Genomic DNA, 18,265 nt, shown 5'->3' on the forward strand with positions numbered 1-18,265 from the left:
AGGGGGCCTGCCGTGGCGCCTGTTTGTGCTAAGATTGCCGACCTTTTTTGATCACCCGGTACCATTTAGTCGGGATCAGTCCGGCCAGTCCGGACCAGTCGGAACTATTCAGTCGGTAACATGCCAGTCGGTAACAAGGAAATGACCATGTCGGAAAATCGGTCTCAGCAGTCTCGTGACCAGCGTCTGCAACAGCTTCACGACGCGCTCGCCGAGCGTATTGTGATTCTCGACGGCGGCATGGGCACCATGATTCAACAGGAGAAGCTGGGGGAAGCGGATTACCGGGGCGCGCGCTTTGCCGACTACCCCTCCGACCTCAAGGGCAACAATGACCTGCTGGTGCTGACCCAACCGGAGCTGATCGAACGCCTGCACCGGGAGTACCTGGAAGCCGGCGCCGACATCATCGAAACCAATACCTTCAATGCCACCCGCCTGTCCCAGTCAGACTACGACTTGGAAGACCTGGTGCCGGAGCTGAATCTGGTTGCCGCACAGGTGGCCCGGCGCGCGGCCGACGCCCTGTCCACACCGGAAAAGCCCCGCTTTGTCGCCGGGGTTTTGGGCCCAACATCCCGCACCGCGAGTATCTCGCCGGACGTGAATGACCCGGGCGCACGCAACGTCACCTTCGAGCAGCTGGTGGACAACTATGTCGAATCCGCCAATGCCCTGATCGACGGCGGTTCCGACCTGATCCTGATTGAGACCATTTTCGATACGCTGAACGCCAAGGCGGCGATTTATGCGCTGAAAAAGGTATTCCAGGCGCGCGGCTACGAGCTGCCAATCATGATTTCCGGCACCATTACCGATGCCTCCGGCCGCACCCTGTCGGGCCAGACCACGGAAGCGTTTTACTATTCCGTCGCGCACGCCAACCCCATCTCTGTCGGCCTCAACTGCGCCCTGGGTGCAACCGAGCTGCGCCCTTACGTGGAAGCACTCGCCAGCGTGTGTAGCTCCCACGTCTCGGCGCACCCCAATGCGGGCCTGCCGAACGAGTTTGGCGAATACGATGAAACCCCGCAGCAAACCGCCGCCATCGTGGCGGAGTTTGCCCAGAGTGGCTTCCTCAACATCCTGGGTGGCTGCTGTGGCACCACCCCGGAACATATCCGCGCGATCGCCGATGCAGTGGCCGATATCCCGCCACGCAAGTTGCCCGAACTGAAGCCCGCCCTGCGTCTGTCCGGCCTCGAGCCCTACGTAGTGGATGAGAATGCCCTGTTCGTGAATGTGGGCGAGCGCTGCAATGTCACCGGTTCTGCGCGCTTCAAGCGCCTGATCATGGAAGAGGACTACGACACCGCGCTGCAGGTAGCCGCTGCCCAGGTAGAAGACGGTGCGCAGGTCATCGACTTCAACATGGACGAGGCGATGCTGGATTCCGTCGCCGCCATGCGCCGCTTTCTGAACCTCTGCGCCACCGAGCCGGACATTTCAAAAGTGCCCTTCATGGTGGACTCCTCCAAGTGGGAGGTGATCGAGGCGGGCCTGCAGTGTATCCAGGGCAAGCCCATCGTGAACTCCATCAGCCTCAAGGAAGGCGAAGAGGATTTTGTTGATAAGGCGCGCTCCTGCCTGATGTATGGCGCGGCGGTTGTGGTGATGGCCTTTGACGAAAAAGGTCAGGCCGACACCTTTGCGCGCAAGACGGAAATCTGTAAACGCAGTTACGACATCCTTGTCGACAAGGTCGGTTTCAACCCCTCCGATATCATTTTTGACCCGAATATTTTCGCGGTTGCCACCGGCATCGAAGAACACAACAACTACGCGGTGGACTTTATCGAGGCCACCCAGTGGATTCGTCAGAACCTGCCAGGGGCAAATGTGTCCGGTGGTGTCTCCAACGTTTCTTTCTCGTTCCGCGGCAACAACCCGGTGCGCGAGGCCATTCACTCGGTGTTCCTGTACTACGCCATCAAGGCGGGGCTGAACATGGGGATCGTCAACGCGGGCCAGCTCGCGGTTTACGATGACCTGCCGGAAGAACTACGGGAAAAAGTCGAGGACGTCATCCTCAACCGCAGCGACGATGCCACCGAAGCGCTGCTGGATATTGCCGAAAAATACCGCGGTGATGGCGCCGCTGCCGAGCGCAAGGAAGACCTGGCCTGGCGCCAGCTGCCCATCCGGGAGCGCCTGGCACACTCGCTGGTGAAGGGCATCAACAACTACATCGAGCAGGATACCGAGGAGGCTCGTGCAGCGTCGAAACGTCCGCTGGATGTCATCGAAGGTCCGTTGATGGACGGCATGAATATCGTCGGCGACCTGTTTGGCGAAGGCAAAATGTTCCTGCCGCAGGTGGTGAAGTCCGCGCGCGTGATGAAACAGGCCGTGGCTTACCTGCAGCCGTATATCGAGGCGGAGAAAACCGTCGACAGCAAACCAAACGGCCGCATCCTGATGGCTACGGTAAAAGGCGATGTGCACGACATCGGCAAGAACATTGTCGGCGTGGTACTGGCGTGTAACAACTTTGAGGTGATCGACCTCGGCGTGATGGTGCCGGCGGAAACCATTCTGCAGGCAGCGAAAGACAACGACTGCGACATCATCGGCCTTTCCGGCCTGATCACCCCCTCCTTGGATGAAATGGTGCATGTCGCTGCAGAAATGGAGCGACAGGGTTTTGATATCCCGCTGATGATCGGCGGCGCCACCACCTCCAAGGCACACACCGCGGTCAAAATTGATCCGCAGTTCAACCGCAACCAGACCGTGTACGTCGCCGATGCCTCGCGCGCGGTGGGCGTGGCCAGCAATCTGCTGTCAGACGAGCTGCGCCCTGCTTTCGTAAAAGGCATTCAGGAAGAGTACGAAAAGGTGCGCGTGCGCACCGCCAATCGCAAGCGCAATGATCCTCGCCTCAGCTACGAAAAGGCCCTGCAAGCCGGGCCGAAACTGGACTGGGAGAATTTCCAGCCCAAGGTGCCGAATCATCCGGGCCTGACAGTTCTCGACGACTTCCCGCTGGACAAGCTCGTCGACACCATCGACTGGACGCCCTTCTTCATTTCCTGGGATCTCGCGGGCAAATACCCGGCCATTCTCAATGACGACGTCGTGGGCGAAGCGGCTACCGACCTGTTCAAGAATGCCCAGGCCATGCTCGCGGACATTATCGACAACAAACGCCTGACCGCGCGGGCGGTATTTGGACTGTGGCCGGCCAATTCCGACGGCGACGACATCATCGTGTACAGCGACGAAAGCCGCACTGAGGAACTGGCGCGCCTGCACCAGATGCGCCAGCAAATACAAAAACGGGGCGGCGATGGTTTTTGCCGCTCTCTTGCGGACTTTATCGCCCCGGTGGGCTCCGGTGTGGCGGACTATATCGGTGGTTTTGCGGTAACTACCGGTATCGGCGCTGACGAACTGGCGGCAGAGTATGAAGCGAAGCACGATGACTACAGTGCGATCATGGTCAAGGCGCTCGCGGATCGCCTCGCGGAGTCGTTTGCGGAACACCTGCACAAAGAAGTGCGTAAGCATTACTGGGGCTACCAGCCCGACGAGACACTGAGCAACGAAGACCTGATAAAAGAAGCCTACACCGGTATTCGGCCGGCACCCGGCTACCCCGCCTGCCCTGACCACACCGAAAAAGGCACGCTGTTCAAGCTGCTGAACGCTGAACAGAATACGGGCATCCAGCTGACATCCAGTTTCGCCATGATGCCGGCTGCGGCGGTGAGTGGCTGGTATTTTGCACACCCGGAATCCAAGTACTTCAATGTGGGCAAAATCAGCCGCGACCAGCTCGCCAGCCTGGCCGAGCGCAAGGGAATGACGGAGCAGGCACTGGAGCGCTGGTTGCGCCCCAACCTGGAAGACTGATCCCCGGTCCTTGCCCCACCTGACAAGCGCACCTTGCGGCCAACCCCCGAATCGGGTTCACTCAGTGTCCAAGGTGTGCATTTGCAGTGCAGGCTTCTCGAGGAGAATTTGGTCATGCGACAAGACAACGGGCAAAAACCGTCGTTCGGGCAGGTGGTATTGAGTACTCTCGCCGCAGCGATCGGCGTTCAGTCGGACAAAAATAGGGAGAGGGATTTCAAAGGTGGCAGCATCAAGGCGTACGTGGCCGCGGGGCTGATTTTCACCGCCCTGTTTGTACTCACCCTGGTTCTGGTGGTGAAAATGGTCTTGAGCAATATGGGATAGCGCCCGGATTCCGCAAGAACCCGGGTAAACGCAATCCAGACAACTCTCTCAGCTCTGGCCCGGAGGCCAGTCTTTAGCCCTGAGAGGCTACCCAGTAAATGCAGGTGGCAACGAAAATGCCCACCAATGCAATCGCCGCCATGGCGTCCACTACGTTATCGCTATCGTCGGATACAACTACTACTTCTCGTGCCACTTGATCGTTCATCGGAATACTCCGTCACTCAAGAAATCATTATTGTTTTTTAAGGTAGCAGCACCGCGTGTACGCGGTTTCTCAAGTAGATCAAATCCCCGCAAGCGGCGCAACCAGTGTACTGCGCGCCGCCTCCGCCCCGGCCCGCCTCTTATAACCTTCGGTTACTAAGGTAGCGAAAAAAATTGTTATTTTTTGTATAAGGCGGCTGGTATGTTATGCGCCACTCAGGCTCACAGGTAGGGTCCGCAATACCCTACGGGCGCCGGGTACAGGCGTAAAAAAGTAATGGAATCAAGCTCTTATGTATCGATACGACGAACAGGACCACGCGTTGGTCCGGCAACGGGTGGCCCAGTTTCGCGGGCAGACCGAACGTTATCTCGCCGGTGAGCTGAAAGAAGAAGAATTTTTGCCGCTGCGCCTGCAGAACGGCCTGTATGTACAGCGCTTGGCGCCGATGCTGCGTATTGCCGTGCCCTACGGCCTGATGAACAGCACTCAACTGCGCCGCCTGGCCCACATTACCCGCAAGTACGACAAGGGCTATGCCCATTTCACTACGCGTCAGAACGTACAGCTGAACTGGCCGAACCTGGAAGATGTACCGGACATCCTCGCCGAACTGGCCGAGGTAGAGATGCATGCGGTGCAGACCAGCGGCAACTGTATCCGCAACACCACCACCGACCAGTTTGCCGGCGTTGCCCGGGATGAGCTGGTAGATCCACGCCCCTACTGCGAACTGATTCGCCAGTGGTCTACCTTCCACCCGGAATTTGCCTTCCTGCCACGCAAATTCAAGATCGCAGTTTGCGGCGCCAACGAAGACCGCGCCGCCATCCGCGCGCACGATATTGGCATTCAGATCGTGAAAAATGCGCAGGGCGAGACCGGTTTCCAGGTGTTTGTCGGTGGTGGCCTCGGCCGCACACCCATCCTCGGCGCTGCGATTCGCGACTTCCTGCCCGAGGCCGACCTTCTGTCCTATCTGGAAGCCATCGTGCGTGTCTACAACCAGCTGGGCCGTCGCGACAACAAGTTCAAGGCGCGCATCAAGATCCTGGTAAAAGCGATGGGGGCGGACGCGTTCGCCCGCCACGTCGAAGCCGAGTGGGACCAGATAAAAGACGGTGCCGACCAACTGACACCGGAAGCCATTGCCTGGGCCAAGCGCTTTTTCCCCGAGCCCGAATACAAATCGTTTACCGATGGCCACGGTGACGCAGTGCTGCGCGACCAGGCCGGTGAAGACAAAGCCTTCGGCCGCTGGCTGGAGCGCAATACTTTCCCCCACCGGGTGAATGGCTATCAGTCAGTGACCCTGAGCACCAAGCCCACCGGTATTCCTCCCGGCGACGTGACCGACCGCCAGCTGGAGGCCATCGCTGAACTGGCCGATAAATACAGTTTTGGTGAAGTCCGTGTCACCCACGAACAGAATGTGGTGCTCGCCGACGTGGAGCAGGAACAACTGTTCACATTGTGGCAGGAGGCCCGCAAGCATGGCTTCGCCACCCCGAACATCGGCACCCTCACCGATATGATCTGCTGCCCCGGCGGCGATTACTGCTCACTGGCCAATGCCAAATCCATTCCGGTGGCGGAGGCAATCCAGCGCAAGTTTGACGACCTGGATTACCTCTATGACTTGGGTGACCTGGATCTGAACATCTCCGGGTGCATGAACGCCTGTGGCCATCACCACATCGGCCACATCGGCATCCTCGGTGTGGACAAAAAAGGCGAAGAGTTTTACCAGATCCAGCTGGGCGGCAATTCGACCAAGAAAGCCAGCCTCGGCAAGGTCCTGGGCCCCAGCTTCTCCCGCGACGAAATGCCTGAAACCATTGAAAAGATTCTCGATGTGTTTGTCGAAAACCGCCAGCCGGAAGAGTTCTTCATCGACACCTACAACCGTATTGGGCTGCAGCCATTCAAGGAGCGCGTGTATGCCAAAGCCAGCTGAGCCCGCCGTGAAAAAGCCCGTGGGTGAACAACCGGAAAATCCCGCCCAGCTGATCCTGGATGGTGCCGTGGCATCCAACCAGTGGAACCTGCTGCCACTGGGGGGAGAGGAACAAATCACCGCAGACAACCTGGCACCCGGCAAGGTGATTCTGCCGCTCAGCCTGTGGCTTGAATTGCGCGAGCAACTGCACGATCGCCGTGAGGAAATCGGGGTCTGGCTGGACAGCGACGAGACCGCGGACCTGCTCGGTGACGACGCAAAGGCGCTGCCACTGATCGCCGCACACTTCCCCGCGTTCACAGACGGCCGCGGCTTCACCGCAGGGCGCCTGTTGCGCGAGCGCTTCGGATACACCGGTGAACTTCGGGCAGTGGGTAACTTCATTCGCGACCAGCTCACTTACCTGACCCGCTGCGGTTTCAATGCCTTTGCCTATCAGGGCGATGAGCCACTCGAAAACCTGCTGGACTCCATGCGCGACTTCACTGACAGCTATCAGGCCGCGGTGGATCAGCCGCTGCCAATATTCCGCCGCCGCCCACTGGCGGGCTGACACGCTCAAGAAGCCGGCTCCTAGGGGGCTGGCTGAAGCATCCTGCGCGCGAGCCGTTGCCCGGCGCCCTCACCCATCCGATATCAAGTTCAGGCCCAACCAGGCGCCACAATCTGCGAATCTGCGATATGATTTGCACTCGCACGCTCATGGAACCTGGCCTGTATGAAAACCAACTTGCCGGCAACGCCAGCGGATACCGCGGTCGACTGGTGGCCACAACAACTACAACCGGCCAGCGCACTGTTCGCAGAGCACCCGATTCTGGGCGCTATCGCCATATTCGCCGGCGCGTTAGTGGTCGCCGTGCTGTGTCGCATCGTGGTATTTAAACAGCTGAAGCGCTGGCTATCCGACGATGCTTCGGGTCCCGGCCAGCGGCTGTTTGCACAACTGCAGCGACCAGTATTCACCACCATCGTCTGCGTCGGGCTGATTATTGCGTGCCGCCTGGCGATACCGGACAACGGCCGCATTTTAACCAGTCTTTTGACAACGGCCGTACTGGCGAGCTGGGTTCGCGCCCTGTTCTTCCACTGCGGCACATTGCTGGAGGTGATCAGCACCAAGTCGGCACGACTCTCATTGATCGACCAGCGCGCAATTCCCCTGCTCGACCTGACCTGCAAGATGCTGGTCATTTTATTTGGCAGTTACCTCCTGCTGCTCGTCTGGGGGATAAACCCGCTGGGGTGGCTGGCGTCTGCCGGCGTGATCGGCATTGCGGTGGGTTTTGCAGCAAAGGACACACTGGCCAACCTGTTTTCTGGCTTCTTTATTCTCGCCGACGCACCTTACAAGCTCGGGGATTATGTGAATCTCGACAGCGGTGAGCGCGGCCGCGTAACCCACATCGGCCTGCGCAGTACCCGGATACTGACCCGCGAGGACGTGGAGATCACGCTACCCAACTCGCTGATCGCGAGCGGCAAAATCGTGAATGAGAGTGGTGGCCCAAGCCCCTCGATCCGCGTCACGATCCCCGTAGGTGTCGCTTACGGATCGGACGCCGAGCAGGTTTGCAAGATCTTGCTGGATGTCGCACTACCAAACCCCGACCTCGTCATGACGCCTGAGCCACGGGTGCGCATGCGACGTTTTGGCGCGTCGAGTCTCGACTTCGATCTACTCGTCTGGATTTCACAACCGGAGGAGCGCGGGCGTATACGCCACGAGCTGTTGATTGGTATCTACAAAACGTTGGCAGCACATAAGGTAGAAATTCCGTACAACAAATCGGATATCTACATCAAAGAGTGGCCGCCAGGTCCGGGGGCAGCAGAGCAGTATCCAGAGATACCGAATCGCGCGCGCACATCGGGCGAACCGACTGCGGACGCCTCTGAGCCCACCTGAGCAAGCCACCCATAACGACTGGCCGCTCCAAATACTAGAGCGGCTGATCAGCCAGCGCTCCTGATTGCGCAACGATCGCGTTCGCCAGCCAATCCAGCCCTGCCCGCCCCTGCAGTACACGCCCGGTCATCATCAACTGCAACTTTGGCAGACACGCGAATTCTGCAGACACCTTTGCCACTACTTGCTGCTGAAGCGCCCATGCGCCGCGCAAAAATTCCACTTCTTTTGCATCGGGAGGCAACAGGCGGTTGAGCACGAGCCCCGCAATGTCGATGTGAGCCTCTGCCAGGGCTGCGGCCGCACGCAGGGTTTCTTCCAGGGGAAGGGATTCCGCCGTCAGCACAAACAGGAAGCCGGTAGTGGCCCGGTCGCACAATACTCGTGCGGATTCACGAAAGCGCTGCTGGCGCTCGCGCAATGGCGCGAGCACCGGCGGCAAATTACTGACTGGCTTCTCGCCTTGAGCCGTAGGTTCGCGAGGTGTTCGGAGAGAACCAATCACGTCGCGAAAGCGCTCAGCGCGCTTTTTCTGCGATACCAGCCCATCCACCCAGGTGGACATCACCGCAGGTAGCGACAACAGGCGCAGCGTGTGCCCGGTGGGGGCAGTGTCAAAAATAATCAGGTCGTACTCGTGACGACGCTGGATCAGACGAGTAATTTCGTCCAGTAGCCCAGCCTCTTCCGCCCCCGGGGAATGGCGGGTAAGACGCAATTGCTTTTCCAACTGGGGGCGCAAGTTGATGGCCACATGGGGCAACATCTGACTGCGTATCGATTCCAGGTATGCATCCAGCGCGGCGCGCGGATTCAACTCCTGCGCAAACAGCCCATTACCCGCCCAGGGGATCGGCTGCGGGCCCTTGTTTCCCAGAGCACATTCAAACAAGTCACTGAGATTGTGTGCGGGGTCGGTGGAAACCAGCAGAGTTTTACACCCGCGCTTTGCCGCAGCAACAGCAAGGCCCGCTGCCACCGTACTTTTGCCCACGCCGCCCTTGCCGCCCACCATCAGCAGCCGGCGCTGTAACAGCTGATCGAGATTGAGCGTCATTGCCGCAGGATTATCCAGCATCAGCAGCAGCGCAGTTCATCGAGGGGCGAGCGTTCCATACCCATGCGCTTGTGCCACTGGTGGAAGCGCTCGAGCATCAGGGGTTGCAGTTCCAGCGTGTAAACACTGACGGGATTGGGAATACCGAGGGATTCTGCATAAACCAGCAGCATAAACAGATCTTCCTCATCCCGCTCTGTGCGCGCCAACGCACTGCGATAAGGGCCGTTGTAATAGGCCTCCATTTGTTCGCCAATCCGACGAAAAACCAGTTTCAGGTTTTTTGGCAGGCGCGTTTTCTGAGAAGGTTCCATCCCCTCATCCTCAATGGCGTAAGGTGAATTGTTGCGTCGCTAGGGTTCTTCCCCAACAGGCTGCACGGTGCGCTTACGCAACGCCGCGGCACACTCCAGCGCGACTAAAATGGCCGCCACCAGCACCACAAGATCCAGACCCAGTAAAAACCAGTCCTGTCGTTGGTAAAAGCCATTCAATTGAATCAACAGTGCGGCCAATGTCATCACCAGCAGGAACACCAGCGGCACCAGCGTAATCCACACCGGTCGCTTGAGTCGCACCAGCATCACCGTAATCACCAGCAGGGTAAGGCCCGCCAGCAACTGATTGGTGGTACCAAACAGCGGCCAGATAACCAGGCCGCCACTGCCATCGGCACCACCGGCACCGAATGCCAGCAACACACAGCATCCCACGGCCATAAGCGTGGCCGGCAGAGGTTTGCCCAGCCAGCGCACCCCGTATATTTCCCCAAACTCCTGAAAAATATAACGTTGCAAACGCAGCCCCGTGTCCATGGTCGTGCCGGCGAACAGGGCCGCCATGACCGTGAGAATGGTTCCCGCTACTGCCGTATCAATACCCACTCCGGCACTTAAGATTGTCGCCCCGCCATCCACAAATGCCTGCACCCCGCCCTGCCCGAACGCGCTATAGACCGCCTGCCAGTCCCCCAGCGAGGCGAAGCCTGCACAGGCGGCAATAATGGCAGCCAGGGCCAGCGCGCCCTCGCCCACGGATCCAAAATACCCCACAAAGCGCGCGTCTGGCTCACGGTTTAACTGTTTGGATGTGGTGCCACTCGCCACCAACCCGTGGAAGCCGGAAATGGCCCCGCAGGCGATGGTTACAAACAATAGCGGCACCAGTGGTGGCGTACCTTGAGGCACCTGATGATTGATCATCGGCGCCACCACCTCCGGGTTTCCAATCAGCACCGCGGAATACAGCAGAATCAAACCCACAAACAACTGCAGGCCATTGATGTAATCCCGTGGCTGAAGCAGCACCCAGACCGGTAACAGGGAAGCAATGGCCGCATAGGCAAACAGGATAAGAATCCACGCGGCGTTGGCGGAGAGTCCGGCCACCGACGCCGGCAACGAAACCGGGACTGAGGGACCGATGTAGATCAGCGCGTAAAGTGCAGCCACCCCAAAAAAGGACACCAACCCGAGGTTCCACCGGAAACGGTAAATCAGCTGGCCGATTACCAGTGCCACCGCGATGGCACCCCAGATAGGCACCACCGATCCCGGGTTTTTGATCAGCAAGCCGGCGATGACCACGCCGAATACGGCGTTGACCATCAACAGCACCAGGAAGATCACGATCATGAAAATACTGCGGGCGCGCCTGCCGACCACATGTCCGGTCAGGGATCCCACGGATAGCCCACGATTGCGCACGCTCGCCCAGATGGCGCCGCTGTCGTGCACACCAGCGAAAAAGACGGTCCCGAGCACAACCCACAGAAAAGCGGGAAGCCAGCCCCAGATAACCGCGATGGCCGGACCAACAATGGGGGCGGCACCGGCAACGGATGTGAAGTGGTGCCCCCAGAGTACGAACTTGTTGGTGGGTACAAAGTCCACCCCGTCTTCAAATTCGTGGGCGGGCGTCACGAAGTCCGGATCAAAACGGTAAATACGATCGGCAATATATTGCGAATAGAAGAAGTACCCGGCAGCCATGCCCCCGAGCCCCAGCAACATCAGCAGTATCGCACTCATGCAGCCCGTCCTTGTTTAGCATTATTTTACGGCGGTGGTACGTCGCTTGTATCCGTCTGCACTGATACTAGCGCAGTCGCCTCATGCTTCACTGCTGGCTGCGTGTGTTTCCACATAATTGGCGCCGGGTTCGCCCTCAAGCCCCTAATCGCCGATCACACCACGCCCTCGCTATGCAGGGCTGCGATCTCTTCATCGTCAAGGCAAAGCTGTTGTGACAAGACCTCATCGGTGTGCTGGCCCAGGGTAGGCGGTGCCTGGGAGTAATCCAGCGGCGACGCGGAAAAGCCCAGCGGGTTACGCACGGTTTTCACTTTACCCGCGGCCGGATGATCCTGCTCCAACACCATGTCGCGCGCCTGTACCTGAGGGTCGGCAAACACCTGCTCAAGCGTATTGATTGGACCACAGGGCACATGTGCGGCGCTCAGTTTTTCCAGCCACCACGACGCCGCCCGCGCGCGGGTTGCACGCTCAATAACCGGTATCAGCTCGTCGCGGGCCTGTACCCGGGCACTGTTGGTGGCGTACGCCGGGTCGGTGGCCAGTGAGTGCAAGCCGGCGATTTCGCAAAACTTTCTAAACTGACTGTCATTGCCCACGGCAAGCATGAAGTAGCCATCACTGGCGGGCACCGCCTGGTACGGCACGATATTCGGGTGTGCCGTGCCCTGGCGCTCGGGGCTTTTGCCGGAGGTCAGGAAGTTCTGTGCCTGATTGGCGAGCCAGGCCACCTGGGTGTCCAGCAGCGCGAGGTCAATCTGCTGTCCTTCGCCCGTTCGGTCCCGGTGAATCACGGCCGCCAGTACGCCGGCCACTGCGTACATGCCCGTCATCAGGTCCGCCACCGCCACACCCACTTTCTGTGGCCCAGCGCCGGGCTGCCCTTCTGGCACGCCGGTGAGGCTCATCAAGCCTCCCATGCCCTGAATCATGGCATCGTACCCCGCACGCTGTGCGTAGGGCCCGGTCTGCCCAAATCCGGTAATGGAGCAGTAAATGATGCCCGGGTGAATGGCCTTGATGGATGCGTAATCGAGGCCGTACTTTTCCAGGCCGCCCACCTTGTAATTTTCCAGCACGATGTCGCACAGCTTGACCAGTTCCCTGAGCAACGCCTGGCCACGCGGATGGGTGATATCCACGGTAATGGACTTCTTGCCGCGATTGGCGCTCAGATAGTAGGCGGCATCGGCAGTATCCTGCCCCGCAGCATCTTTCAGATACGGAGGCCCCCACTGTCGGGTATCGTCGCCCTTGCCCGGCCGCTCCACCTTGATAACTTCGGCACCGAAGTCAGCCAGTACCTGACTGGCCCAGGGGCCCGCCAGAATCCGGCTGAGATCGAGAACTTTGAGGTGAGCGAGTGGGCCGGCCATAGATTTACCCTGGAATTAAAACGTGATCACAATTTTGAAGGCGTGAACATTAACAGATTTCGAATCGATTGGTCTAAATCGGGCACCGCCATACACTGGAGAACAAGGCTGTCCTGAGTAAACCAGTGCTGGCCCACCGGACCCCGTAAAATCACGGCAATCAAACAATAAGACGACCGAAAAGAGATTCGCGCTATGGCTGGAACCCCCGTCAACCACGACAAGCCCGCACCCCGTTTTAAATCGTTCCGGGAGTTCTATCCCTACTACCTCAACGAGCACCGCAACCTGACCTGTCGCCGGCTGCACTTTGTGGGTACCGCGCTGGTCATTGGACTGTTCATCACTGCGCTGGTCACACAAAACTGGAAACTGCTCGCCGCGTTGCCGGTTGCCGGTTACGGATTTGCCTGGGCGGGGCACTTCTTTTTCGAGCACAACCGCCCCGCCACCTTCAAGAACCCGCTCTACTCCCTGTGGGGAGACTTCGTCATGTTCAAGGATATGCTGCTCGGCAACATCCAGCGTTAATCGTCCGACGCTTCAGGCACCAGGCCGTACTTGCGCAACTTGTTGGCAATGGCGGTGTGGGAGACACCCAGCCGCCGGGCCAGGTCCCGGGTGGAGTGGCTCCCGCCACTGTGCGAGGCGAGCTGCTCCTGCAGAATCGAACGCTCCACCTTTTCCATCTGCTGCTTCAGTGTCAGCCCTCGCCCCCATTCCTGCCAGGGCAAGATTTCACGCGTGCTGACGCTCGGCAAATCGCTCACCTCCAATACCGATGCACCGCGTGCCGCGGCATGGGCCGCGGCCGCCATCAGGCAGTCGCTCAAGCCTGACAGGTTTGTGGGCCAATCGCGCAGCATCAACGCTTCCCTGGCGCTGGCGGAAAGTTTGGCAGCAGTGTTTTCAAGCAATTTTTCCGCAAATCCGCCCAGCGCCGGGCGCATGGACCGGAGCGGCGGCAAACAAACGCACTGCGGTTCCAGTAGCTGCTGCAGAGGGACCACCAGGGTGTCGAGCGCATGTGCAGACAGCACCAGACGAGCGCGGATAGAACCTTTTAACAGGGCCTCCGCCAGTGCCTGCTGCGCGTGCATCGCAACGGTATCTGCGTCGTCCAGCAGCACCATGGTGTCACTGGACAGGCCCTTCACTTTCGCCAGCTGTGGTTCACCAAAGACCGCGCCGGAGAACACGCGCACCTGTCCCTGCTCCGCCAGCGGGCTGAGGTAGTAAGCCGCCCGCATGAACGTGGATTTGCCGGTTCCTCGCTCACCGCAGATCAACAGCGGCTCCCGCAGTGGCGCCATCTGCTGCAGGCGCAAACAGCTCTCGCGGCGCTTGTCGAGGTCCCACAGTACCTGCGGCAATGGCACCGCTAGTTCCTGTGCCCCTTCACGCGGCTGCAGGGTGAGCACCGCACCGGCCAGGGACGCCACCGCGCCGGGTGCTTCCGCCAGCGCAATCGGTGACCAATCCAGAGTAAAGACCTGGCCACGGACGTTAACCGGAAATCCAAAGCGCGGCGCCGTAATCCCGCGCAGCAGTTCGGCCAGCTGAAGCTTCGGTAAAAACCGCTGCAGCGACATACCGGCAACCTGGCTATGGCTGATGCCGAAGGCGCGCGCGGCGGCCTGGTTAGCCGCCACGATGCGCCCCTCACGATCCACCGACAGAACCGGCTCCTTTACATGGCGCAGCAGGGTATCCAGTTCAAAATGGCGGCGCTCCGAGGGAATCAGCTCGATACGCCGTACCTGACGCACGCCGCGCACCCGGTGCAGGGACTTTTCAATGGCCTGGTACTGGGCCACCAGCAGGCCCGGCGCCGACAGATAGACCTTGTCTCCGCTGTCACCACCGATCTCACCGGACCGGACATTTACCCGATAATCGGAGAATATTGACATTATTTCTTGCAATATACCCACGCGATCGGAACAGGTTATTTCGATTCTCATGGCCCAACTGTAAACATTAGTTTACAAAAAGTGTAGTCCGCGCACCGGCTTTAGCGCATTTTCAACACCCTCTCCCCTGCCCTCGCGGTCATCGGCTGTCTAAGAATAGAGAGACGATAACAACAGACGCAGCGGCAACCGACCGCGCGCACACTCAGGAGATCAGCATGAGCAGTGGCAAAAAACCCAGCAAGTACGTTGCCCGGGAGCCAGACGCCAACGGCTTCATCGAGTACACGGCACTGGAGCACGACACCTGGCGGCAATTGATCGAGCGCCAGCTGACCGTGATTCCCGGCCGTGCGTGTGACGAGTACCTGCACGGACTGGATCTGCTTGACCTGCCCCGCGACCGCATTCCCCAGCTGGCCGAGGTCAGCGACGTGCTGCGCCGCGAGACCGGCTGGGAATGCGCCCGAGTGCCCGCCCTGATTGGTTTCGAAACCTTTTTCCGCCTGCTGTCCGAGCGCAAGTTTCCGGTGGCCACCTTTATTCGCACCCCGGAAGAATTCGACTACCTGCAGGAACCGGATATTTTCCACGAGATCTTTGGCCACTGCGCCATGCTCACCAACCCGGCGTTTGCGAATTTCACGCAAAAATACGGCGAACTGGGCCTCAATGCCTCCCCCAAGGAGCGCGCGTACCTGGCGCGACTGTACTGGTTCACGGTGGAATTCGGCCTGATGAAGACCGACGACGGCCTGCGCATCTACGGCGGCGGCATCCTGTCATCGCCCAAGGAAACCCTGTACGCACTGAGCGACGCCCCCGCGCGTGCCGACTTTGATGTGGTCGATGCTCTGCGCACTCCCTACCGCATCGACATCGTACAACCCATCTACTATGTGCTGGACAGCCTGGAAACCCTGCAGCAGCTCACTGAGATCGACCTGATGGCGCGGGTGCACGAAGCGATGGCTGCAGGACTCTTCGAGCCGCTGTTCCCACCCAAGGAAGCCGCGTAACGCTTCAGCACAATTTTCCAACAAATTCCTGTTGTTTGGCCGGGCATTGCCCGGCTTTTTTGTATTTCCCGCCGGCCGCTCCGCAGCCTGAGAAAAATTCCACTACTGACACCCCGGAACTGAGATTATCGTTATCGGCAAGACAAGGGGCACAGCAAAGGGTTCTTCTGCAGGTAACTGACGTCGGATCTCGCTGAGCCCACCAAAACCACCGGGGTATTTTGTTGCTAAAGGCCGCTTTCTGAGCGCCCCGAATGAAACATGCCCCCGCGTTTTAGGGAGATATGTAGCACTATGTCCTCACTCGACGCGATTGATCGACAACTTCTTGCCATCCTTCAATCTGATGTTAGTCTCTCCATCGAAGAGCTGGCCGAGCGCGTAGGGCTTACCAAGACCCCGTGCTGGCGCCGGATACAGAAACTGGAGAAAAGCGGCATCATTCGCCGCAAGGTGGCACTGCTGGACGCCGAGGTACTCGGCCTGCCGGTCTCGGTTTTCGCCCAGGTAAAAACCAACCAGCACAGCGCAGAGTGGGCGGAGTCTTTTTCCGACGCGATGGCGGACTTGCCTGAGGTAGTCGATTGCTACCGTATGGCGGGAGACTACGACTACATTCTGAGAATCGTTGTCAGCGATGTGGCCGCCTATGATCGCTTTTACAAAAAGCTGATCGCGCACTCGGGGATCTCCGATGTCGCCTCCAATTTCGCTATGGAGCAGATCAAGAGCACCACGCAGCTGCCCATACCGCCGGGAGAATAACCCCAGCTCAATTACTGTTTAACGTAAAGCCTGCGGGCGATCCCCGCGGGCGCAGTATATTGAGGTAGCCATGCACAGCCATGCACAAGCCGCGTCTGTTCCGGACGCATCTGACACCGACACCGATTCCCTGCTGCAACGCATCCGCAACAACGTCATTGGCGAGCGCATGCCAATGGAAACACCGTTCGGACAGCGCCCGCTGATTTATGCCGATTACACCGCCTCCGGCCGCGCACTGCGCTTTATTGAGGATGCGATCCGCAACCGTGTGCTGCCGTGGTACGCCAACACCCATACGGAAACCTCCGCTACCGGCCGCCAGACCACCGCGTTCCGCGAGCAGGCGCGGGCAGCGATTCGCAAATCCGTCAACGCTGGCGATGACCACGCCATCATCTTCTGCGGCGCCGGTGCCACCGCCGCCGTCAATCGTCTGGTGGATTGCCTGGGCCTCCGCGCAGACAGTTACCAGCGCCTCGGCGGCGAGTCGGGCAGCATCCCCGAAGAAAAGCGCCCGGTGGTGTTTATCGGGCCGTACGAACACCATTCCAATGACCTGCCATGGCGGGAATCCGTGGCCGAAGTGGTGACCATTCCGCAAAACGACGCGGGGGGCGTCGACCTGCAAGCCCTGCAGGCCGCACTCGATAAGTACGCGGCGCGCCCCATGAAAATCGGCAGTTTTTCCGCTGCTTCCAACGTGACCGGCATACGCACCGACGTCGAAGCGGTGACCCGCCTGCTCCACCAGAACGGTGCCCTGTCTTTCTGGGATTACGCCGCCGCTGGCCCCTACGTGGGCATCAATGTGCAGGGCGAGGACGACCTCGCCAGTAAAGACGCACTGTTCCTCTCTCCGCATAAATTTGTCGGCGGCCCCGGCACGCCGGGCATCCTCGTGGTGCGCAAAAACCTGCTGCCGAAATCCCAGCCAGCGGTGACAGGGGGCGGCACTGTGTCCTGGGTGAGCCCCGGGCGCCATACCTACCTGCCCGCCGGCGAACGCCGCGAGGAAGCAGGCACCCCCGCCATCGTCGAATCCGTGCGCGCAGGCATGGCCTTTGCGCTCAAGGACCAGGTGGGCGCAGACACCATCGAAGCCCGCGAGGCGGCCTGGATTGCACGCGCCTTCGCGCGCTGGTCGACTAACGAAAACATCGAGATACTCGGCGGAACCGCCGCAGAACGGGTCAGCATCGTATCCCTGCACCTGCTGCACGACGGCAAACCGCTGCACCACGGCTTCGTGGTCGCCCTGCTGAACGATCTCTTCGGTATTCAGGTGCGCGGCGGCTGCTCCTGTGCCGGCCCCTATGGCCACCACCTGCTGCATCTCACCGACGCACAGAGCACCGCCATTGAAAAGCTGGTGAGTGAGGGCGAAAGCATTCTCAAGCCCGGTTGGGTTCGCCTGAACTTCAATTATTTCCTCGACGAGGAAACCGTCGATTACCTGATCGACGCCATTGAACTGATCGCGGAATATGGCGCGCGTATGTTGCCCTATTATCAGTACGACACCGCAAACGGCGTCTGGCGCTACCAGGGCATCGAGGGCGATGCACCACTTACCCTGACATTCGATGGTGAAGACGCAGCGCCAGAAACGCTGGCTATTCCCCTGCAGGAATTTATCCAGCAGGCGCGCGCCATTCTGGCAAATCCGCCGGGGGAAACATGCGCGCAGCCGGTGCTCTCCCCGGAGGGAGAAAACCTGCGCTGGTTCAAACTCTAGGAGTCGCTCTGTCGGCGACAGGGACGTCGCTGCGCCATCACAGCCATTGAAAACGTGCGTACTCAGGGCCGATAATGCACGCAACCCGAATCGCCCAGTCTGCTA

Annotated in this window: 15 protein-coding genes; 9 read left to right on the plus strand and 6 right to left on the minus strand. The window is 59.5% G+C overall.

Annotated elements, in window-relative coordinates:
- Positions 1-147: 147 nt before the first annotated feature.
- The gene (gene metH / locus AU182_RS10655) at positions 148-3,855 is read left to right on the plus strand and encodes a methionine synthase (protein WP_066964722.1); all 3,708 of its coding nucleotides are present in this window, start codon (positions 148-150) and stop codon (positions 3,853-3,855) included.
- Between the two features lie 114 nt (positions 3,856-3,969).
- Positions 3,970-4,182, plus strand: coding sequence for a DUF2970 domain-containing protein (locus AU182_RS10660; RefSeq protein ID WP_066967939.1), 213 nt, complete (start codon positions 3,970-3,972; stop codon positions 4,180-4,182).
- A 73-nt stretch (positions 4,183-4,255) separates the two neighbouring features.
- Here AU182_RS10660 and AU182_RS16865 read toward each other — a convergent pair whose 3' ends face one another.
- Positions 4,256-4,390, minus strand: a complete 135-nt coding sequence (locus tag AU182_RS16865; protein WP_255359349.1) for a hypothetical protein — start codon at positions 4,388-4,390, stop codon at positions 4,256-4,258.
- A gap of 292 nt (positions 4,391-4,682) precedes the next feature.
- Between AU182_RS16865 and AU182_RS10665 the strand changes: the two genes are divergently transcribed.
- The 3 genes from AU182_RS10665 to AU182_RS10675 all read left to right on the plus strand — a co-directional run bounded on the left by AU182_RS10665 (position 4,683) and on the right by AU182_RS10675 (position 8,259).
- Positions 4,683-6,347, plus strand: a complete 1,665-nt coding sequence (locus AU182_RS10665) for a nitrite/sulfite reductase (RefSeq protein ID WP_066964735.1) — start codon at positions 4,683-4,685, stop codon at positions 6,345-6,347.
- Positions 6,331-6,903 (plus strand): DUF934 domain-containing protein, encoded by a 573-nt coding sequence (locus AU182_RS10670; RefSeq protein ID WP_082859364.1) that lies wholly within the window; start codon positions 6,331-6,333, stop codon positions 6,901-6,903. The genes AU182_RS10665 and AU182_RS10670 overlap by 17 nt, the downstream gene beginning before the upstream one ends.
- Before the next feature lie 165 nt (positions 6,904-7,068).
- On the plus strand, positions 7,069-8,259 hold the full coding sequence (locus AU182_RS10675; protein WP_082859365.1) for a mechanosensitive ion channel family protein: 1,191 nt from the start codon (positions 7,069-7,071) through the stop codon (positions 8,257-8,259).
- Positions 8,260-8,293: 34 nt separating this feature from the next.
- Here AU182_RS10675 and AU182_RS10680 read toward each other — a convergent pair whose 3' ends face one another.
- From AU182_RS10680 to AU182_RS10695, 4 genes are all read right to left on the minus strand, one after another.
- Positions 8,294-9,337 carry an ArsA family ATPase gene (locus tag AU182_RS10680; protein ID WP_082859366.1) on the minus strand — a complete coding sequence of 348 codons (1,044 nt, stop codon included), beginning with the start codon at positions 9,335-9,337 and terminating at the stop codon, positions 8,294-8,296.
- Positions 9,337-9,630: a cory-CC-star protein gene (locus tag AU182_RS10685; protein WP_193754326.1), complete on the minus strand. Its 294-nt coding sequence runs from the start codon at positions 9,628-9,630 to the stop codon at positions 9,337-9,339. The genes AU182_RS10680 and AU182_RS10685 overlap by 1 nt, the downstream gene beginning before the upstream one ends.
- A 39-nt stretch (positions 9,631-9,669) precedes the next feature.
- On the minus strand, positions 9,670-11,346 hold the full coding sequence (locus tag AU182_RS10690) for a carbon starvation protein A (protein WP_066964737.1): 1,677 nt from the start codon (positions 11,344-11,346) through the stop codon (positions 9,670-9,672).
- Positions 11,347-11,501: 155 nt separating this feature from the next.
- Complete coding sequence (locus AU182_RS10695) at positions 11,502-12,725, minus strand: CaiB/BaiF CoA-transferase family protein (protein ID WP_066964742.1); 1,224 nt, start codon at positions 12,723-12,725, stop codon at positions 11,502-11,504.
- Between the two features lie 195 nt (positions 12,726-12,920).
- On the opposite strand from AU182_RS10695, the gene AU182_RS10700 reads away from it, so the two are divergent.
- Positions 12,921-13,256, plus strand: a complete 336-nt coding sequence (locus AU182_RS10700; RefSeq protein ID WP_066964745.1) for a DUF962 domain-containing protein — start codon at positions 12,921-12,923, stop codon at positions 13,254-13,256.
- Here the strand turns inward: AU182_RS10700 and AU182_RS10705 are convergent.
- Positions 13,253-14,638 carry a TyrR/PhhR family helix-turn-helix DNA-binding protein gene (locus tag AU182_RS10705; protein WP_066964748.1) on the minus strand — a complete coding sequence of 462 codons (1,386 nt, stop codon included), beginning with the start codon at positions 14,636-14,638 and terminating at the stop codon, positions 13,253-13,255. The two genes, AU182_RS10700 and AU182_RS10705, sit on opposite strands and share 4 nt — an antisense overlap.
- A gap of 218 nt (positions 14,639-14,856) precedes the next feature.
- Between AU182_RS10705 and phhA the strand changes: the two genes are divergently transcribed.
- The 3 genes from phhA (at position 14,857) to AU182_RS10720 (ending at position 18,160) form a co-directional block, all read left to right on the plus strand.
- Positions 14,857-15,657: a phenylalanine 4-monooxygenase gene (gene phhA / locus AU182_RS10710; protein WP_066964750.1), complete on the plus strand. Its 801-nt coding sequence runs from the start codon at positions 14,857-14,859 to the stop codon at positions 15,655-15,657.
- A 294-nt stretch (positions 15,658-15,951) separates the two neighbouring features.
- On the plus strand, positions 15,952-16,422 hold the full coding sequence (locus AU182_RS10715) for an Lrp/AsnC family transcriptional regulator (RefSeq protein ID WP_066964756.1): 471 nt from the start codon (positions 15,952-15,954) through the stop codon (positions 16,420-16,422).
- Between the two features lie 70 nt (positions 16,423-16,492).
- A complete protein-coding gene (locus AU182_RS10720; RefSeq protein ID WP_066964759.1) occupies positions 16,493-18,160 on the plus strand; it encodes an aminotransferase class V-fold PLP-dependent enzyme in 1,668 nt (555 codons plus the stop codon).
- The last annotated feature ends 105 nt before the right edge of the window (positions 18,161-18,265 follow it).

This window comes from Microbulbifer sp. Q7, from assembly GCF_001639145.1.
Lineage (GTDB): Bacteria > Pseudomonadota > Gammaproteobacteria > Pseudomonadales > Cellvibrionaceae > Microbulbifer.

What these genes read in the sequence shown, in the direction of transcription:
- AU182_RS10680 (WP_082859366.1), bottom strand. Translation starts at nt 9,337, where the DNA reads ATGCTGGATAATCCTGCGGCAATGACGCTCAATCTCGATCAGCTGTTA.
- AU182_RS10695 (WP_066964742.1), bottom strand. Translation starts at nt 12,725, where the DNA reads ATGGCCGGCCCACTCGCTCACCTCAAAGTTCTCGATCTCAGCCGGATT.
- AU182_RS10690 (WP_066964737.1), bottom strand. Translation starts at nt 11,346, where the DNA reads ATGAGTGCGATACTGCTGATGTTGCTGGGGCTCGGGGGCATGGCTGCC.
- AU182_RS10705 (WP_066964748.1), bottom strand. Translation starts at nt 14,638, where the DNA reads ATGTCAATATTCTCCGATTATCGGGTAAATGTCCGGTCCGGTGAGATC.
- AU182_RS10675 (WP_082859365.1), top strand. Translation starts at nt 7,069, where the DNA reads ATGAAAACCAACTTGCCGGCAACGCCAGCGGATACCGCGGTCGACTGG.
- AU182_RS10685 (WP_193754326.1), bottom strand. Translation starts at nt 9,630, where the DNA reads ATGGAACCTTCTCAGAAAACGCGCCTGCCAAAAAACCTGAAACTGGTT.
- AU182_RS10660 (WP_066967939.1), top strand. Translation starts at nt 3,970, where the DNA reads ATGCGACAAGACAACGGGCAAAAACCGTCGTTCGGGCAGGTGGTATTG.
- AU182_RS10720 (WP_066964759.1), top strand. Translation starts at nt 16,493, where the DNA reads ATGCACAGCCATGCACAAGCCGCGTCTGTTCCGGACGCATCTGACACC.
- phhA (WP_066964750.1), top strand. Translation starts at nt 14,857, where the DNA reads ATGAGCAGTGGCAAAAAACCCAGCAAGTACGTTGCCCGGGAGCCAGAC.
- metH (WP_066964722.1), top strand. Translation starts at nt 148, where the DNA reads ATGTCGGAAAATCGGTCTCAGCAGTCTCGTGACCAGCGTCTGCAACAG.
- AU182_RS10665 (WP_066964735.1), top strand. Translation starts at nt 4,683, where the DNA reads ATGTATCGATACGACGAACAGGACCACGCGTTGGTCCGGCAACGGGTG.
- AU182_RS16865 (WP_255359349.1), bottom strand. Translation starts at nt 4,390, where the DNA reads ATGAACGATCAAGTGGCACGAGAAGTAGTAGTTGTATCCGACGATAGC.
- AU182_RS10700 (WP_066964745.1), top strand. Translation starts at nt 12,921, where the DNA reads ATGGCTGGAACCCCCGTCAACCACGACAAGCCCGCACCCCGTTTTAAA.
- AU182_RS10670 (WP_082859364.1), top strand. Translation starts at nt 6,331, where the DNA reads ATGCCAAAGCCAGCTGAGCCCGCCGTGAAAAAGCCCGTGGGTGAACAA.
- AU182_RS10715 (WP_066964756.1), top strand. Translation starts at nt 15,952, where the DNA reads ATGTCCTCACTCGACGCGATTGATCGACAACTTCTTGCCATCCTTCAA.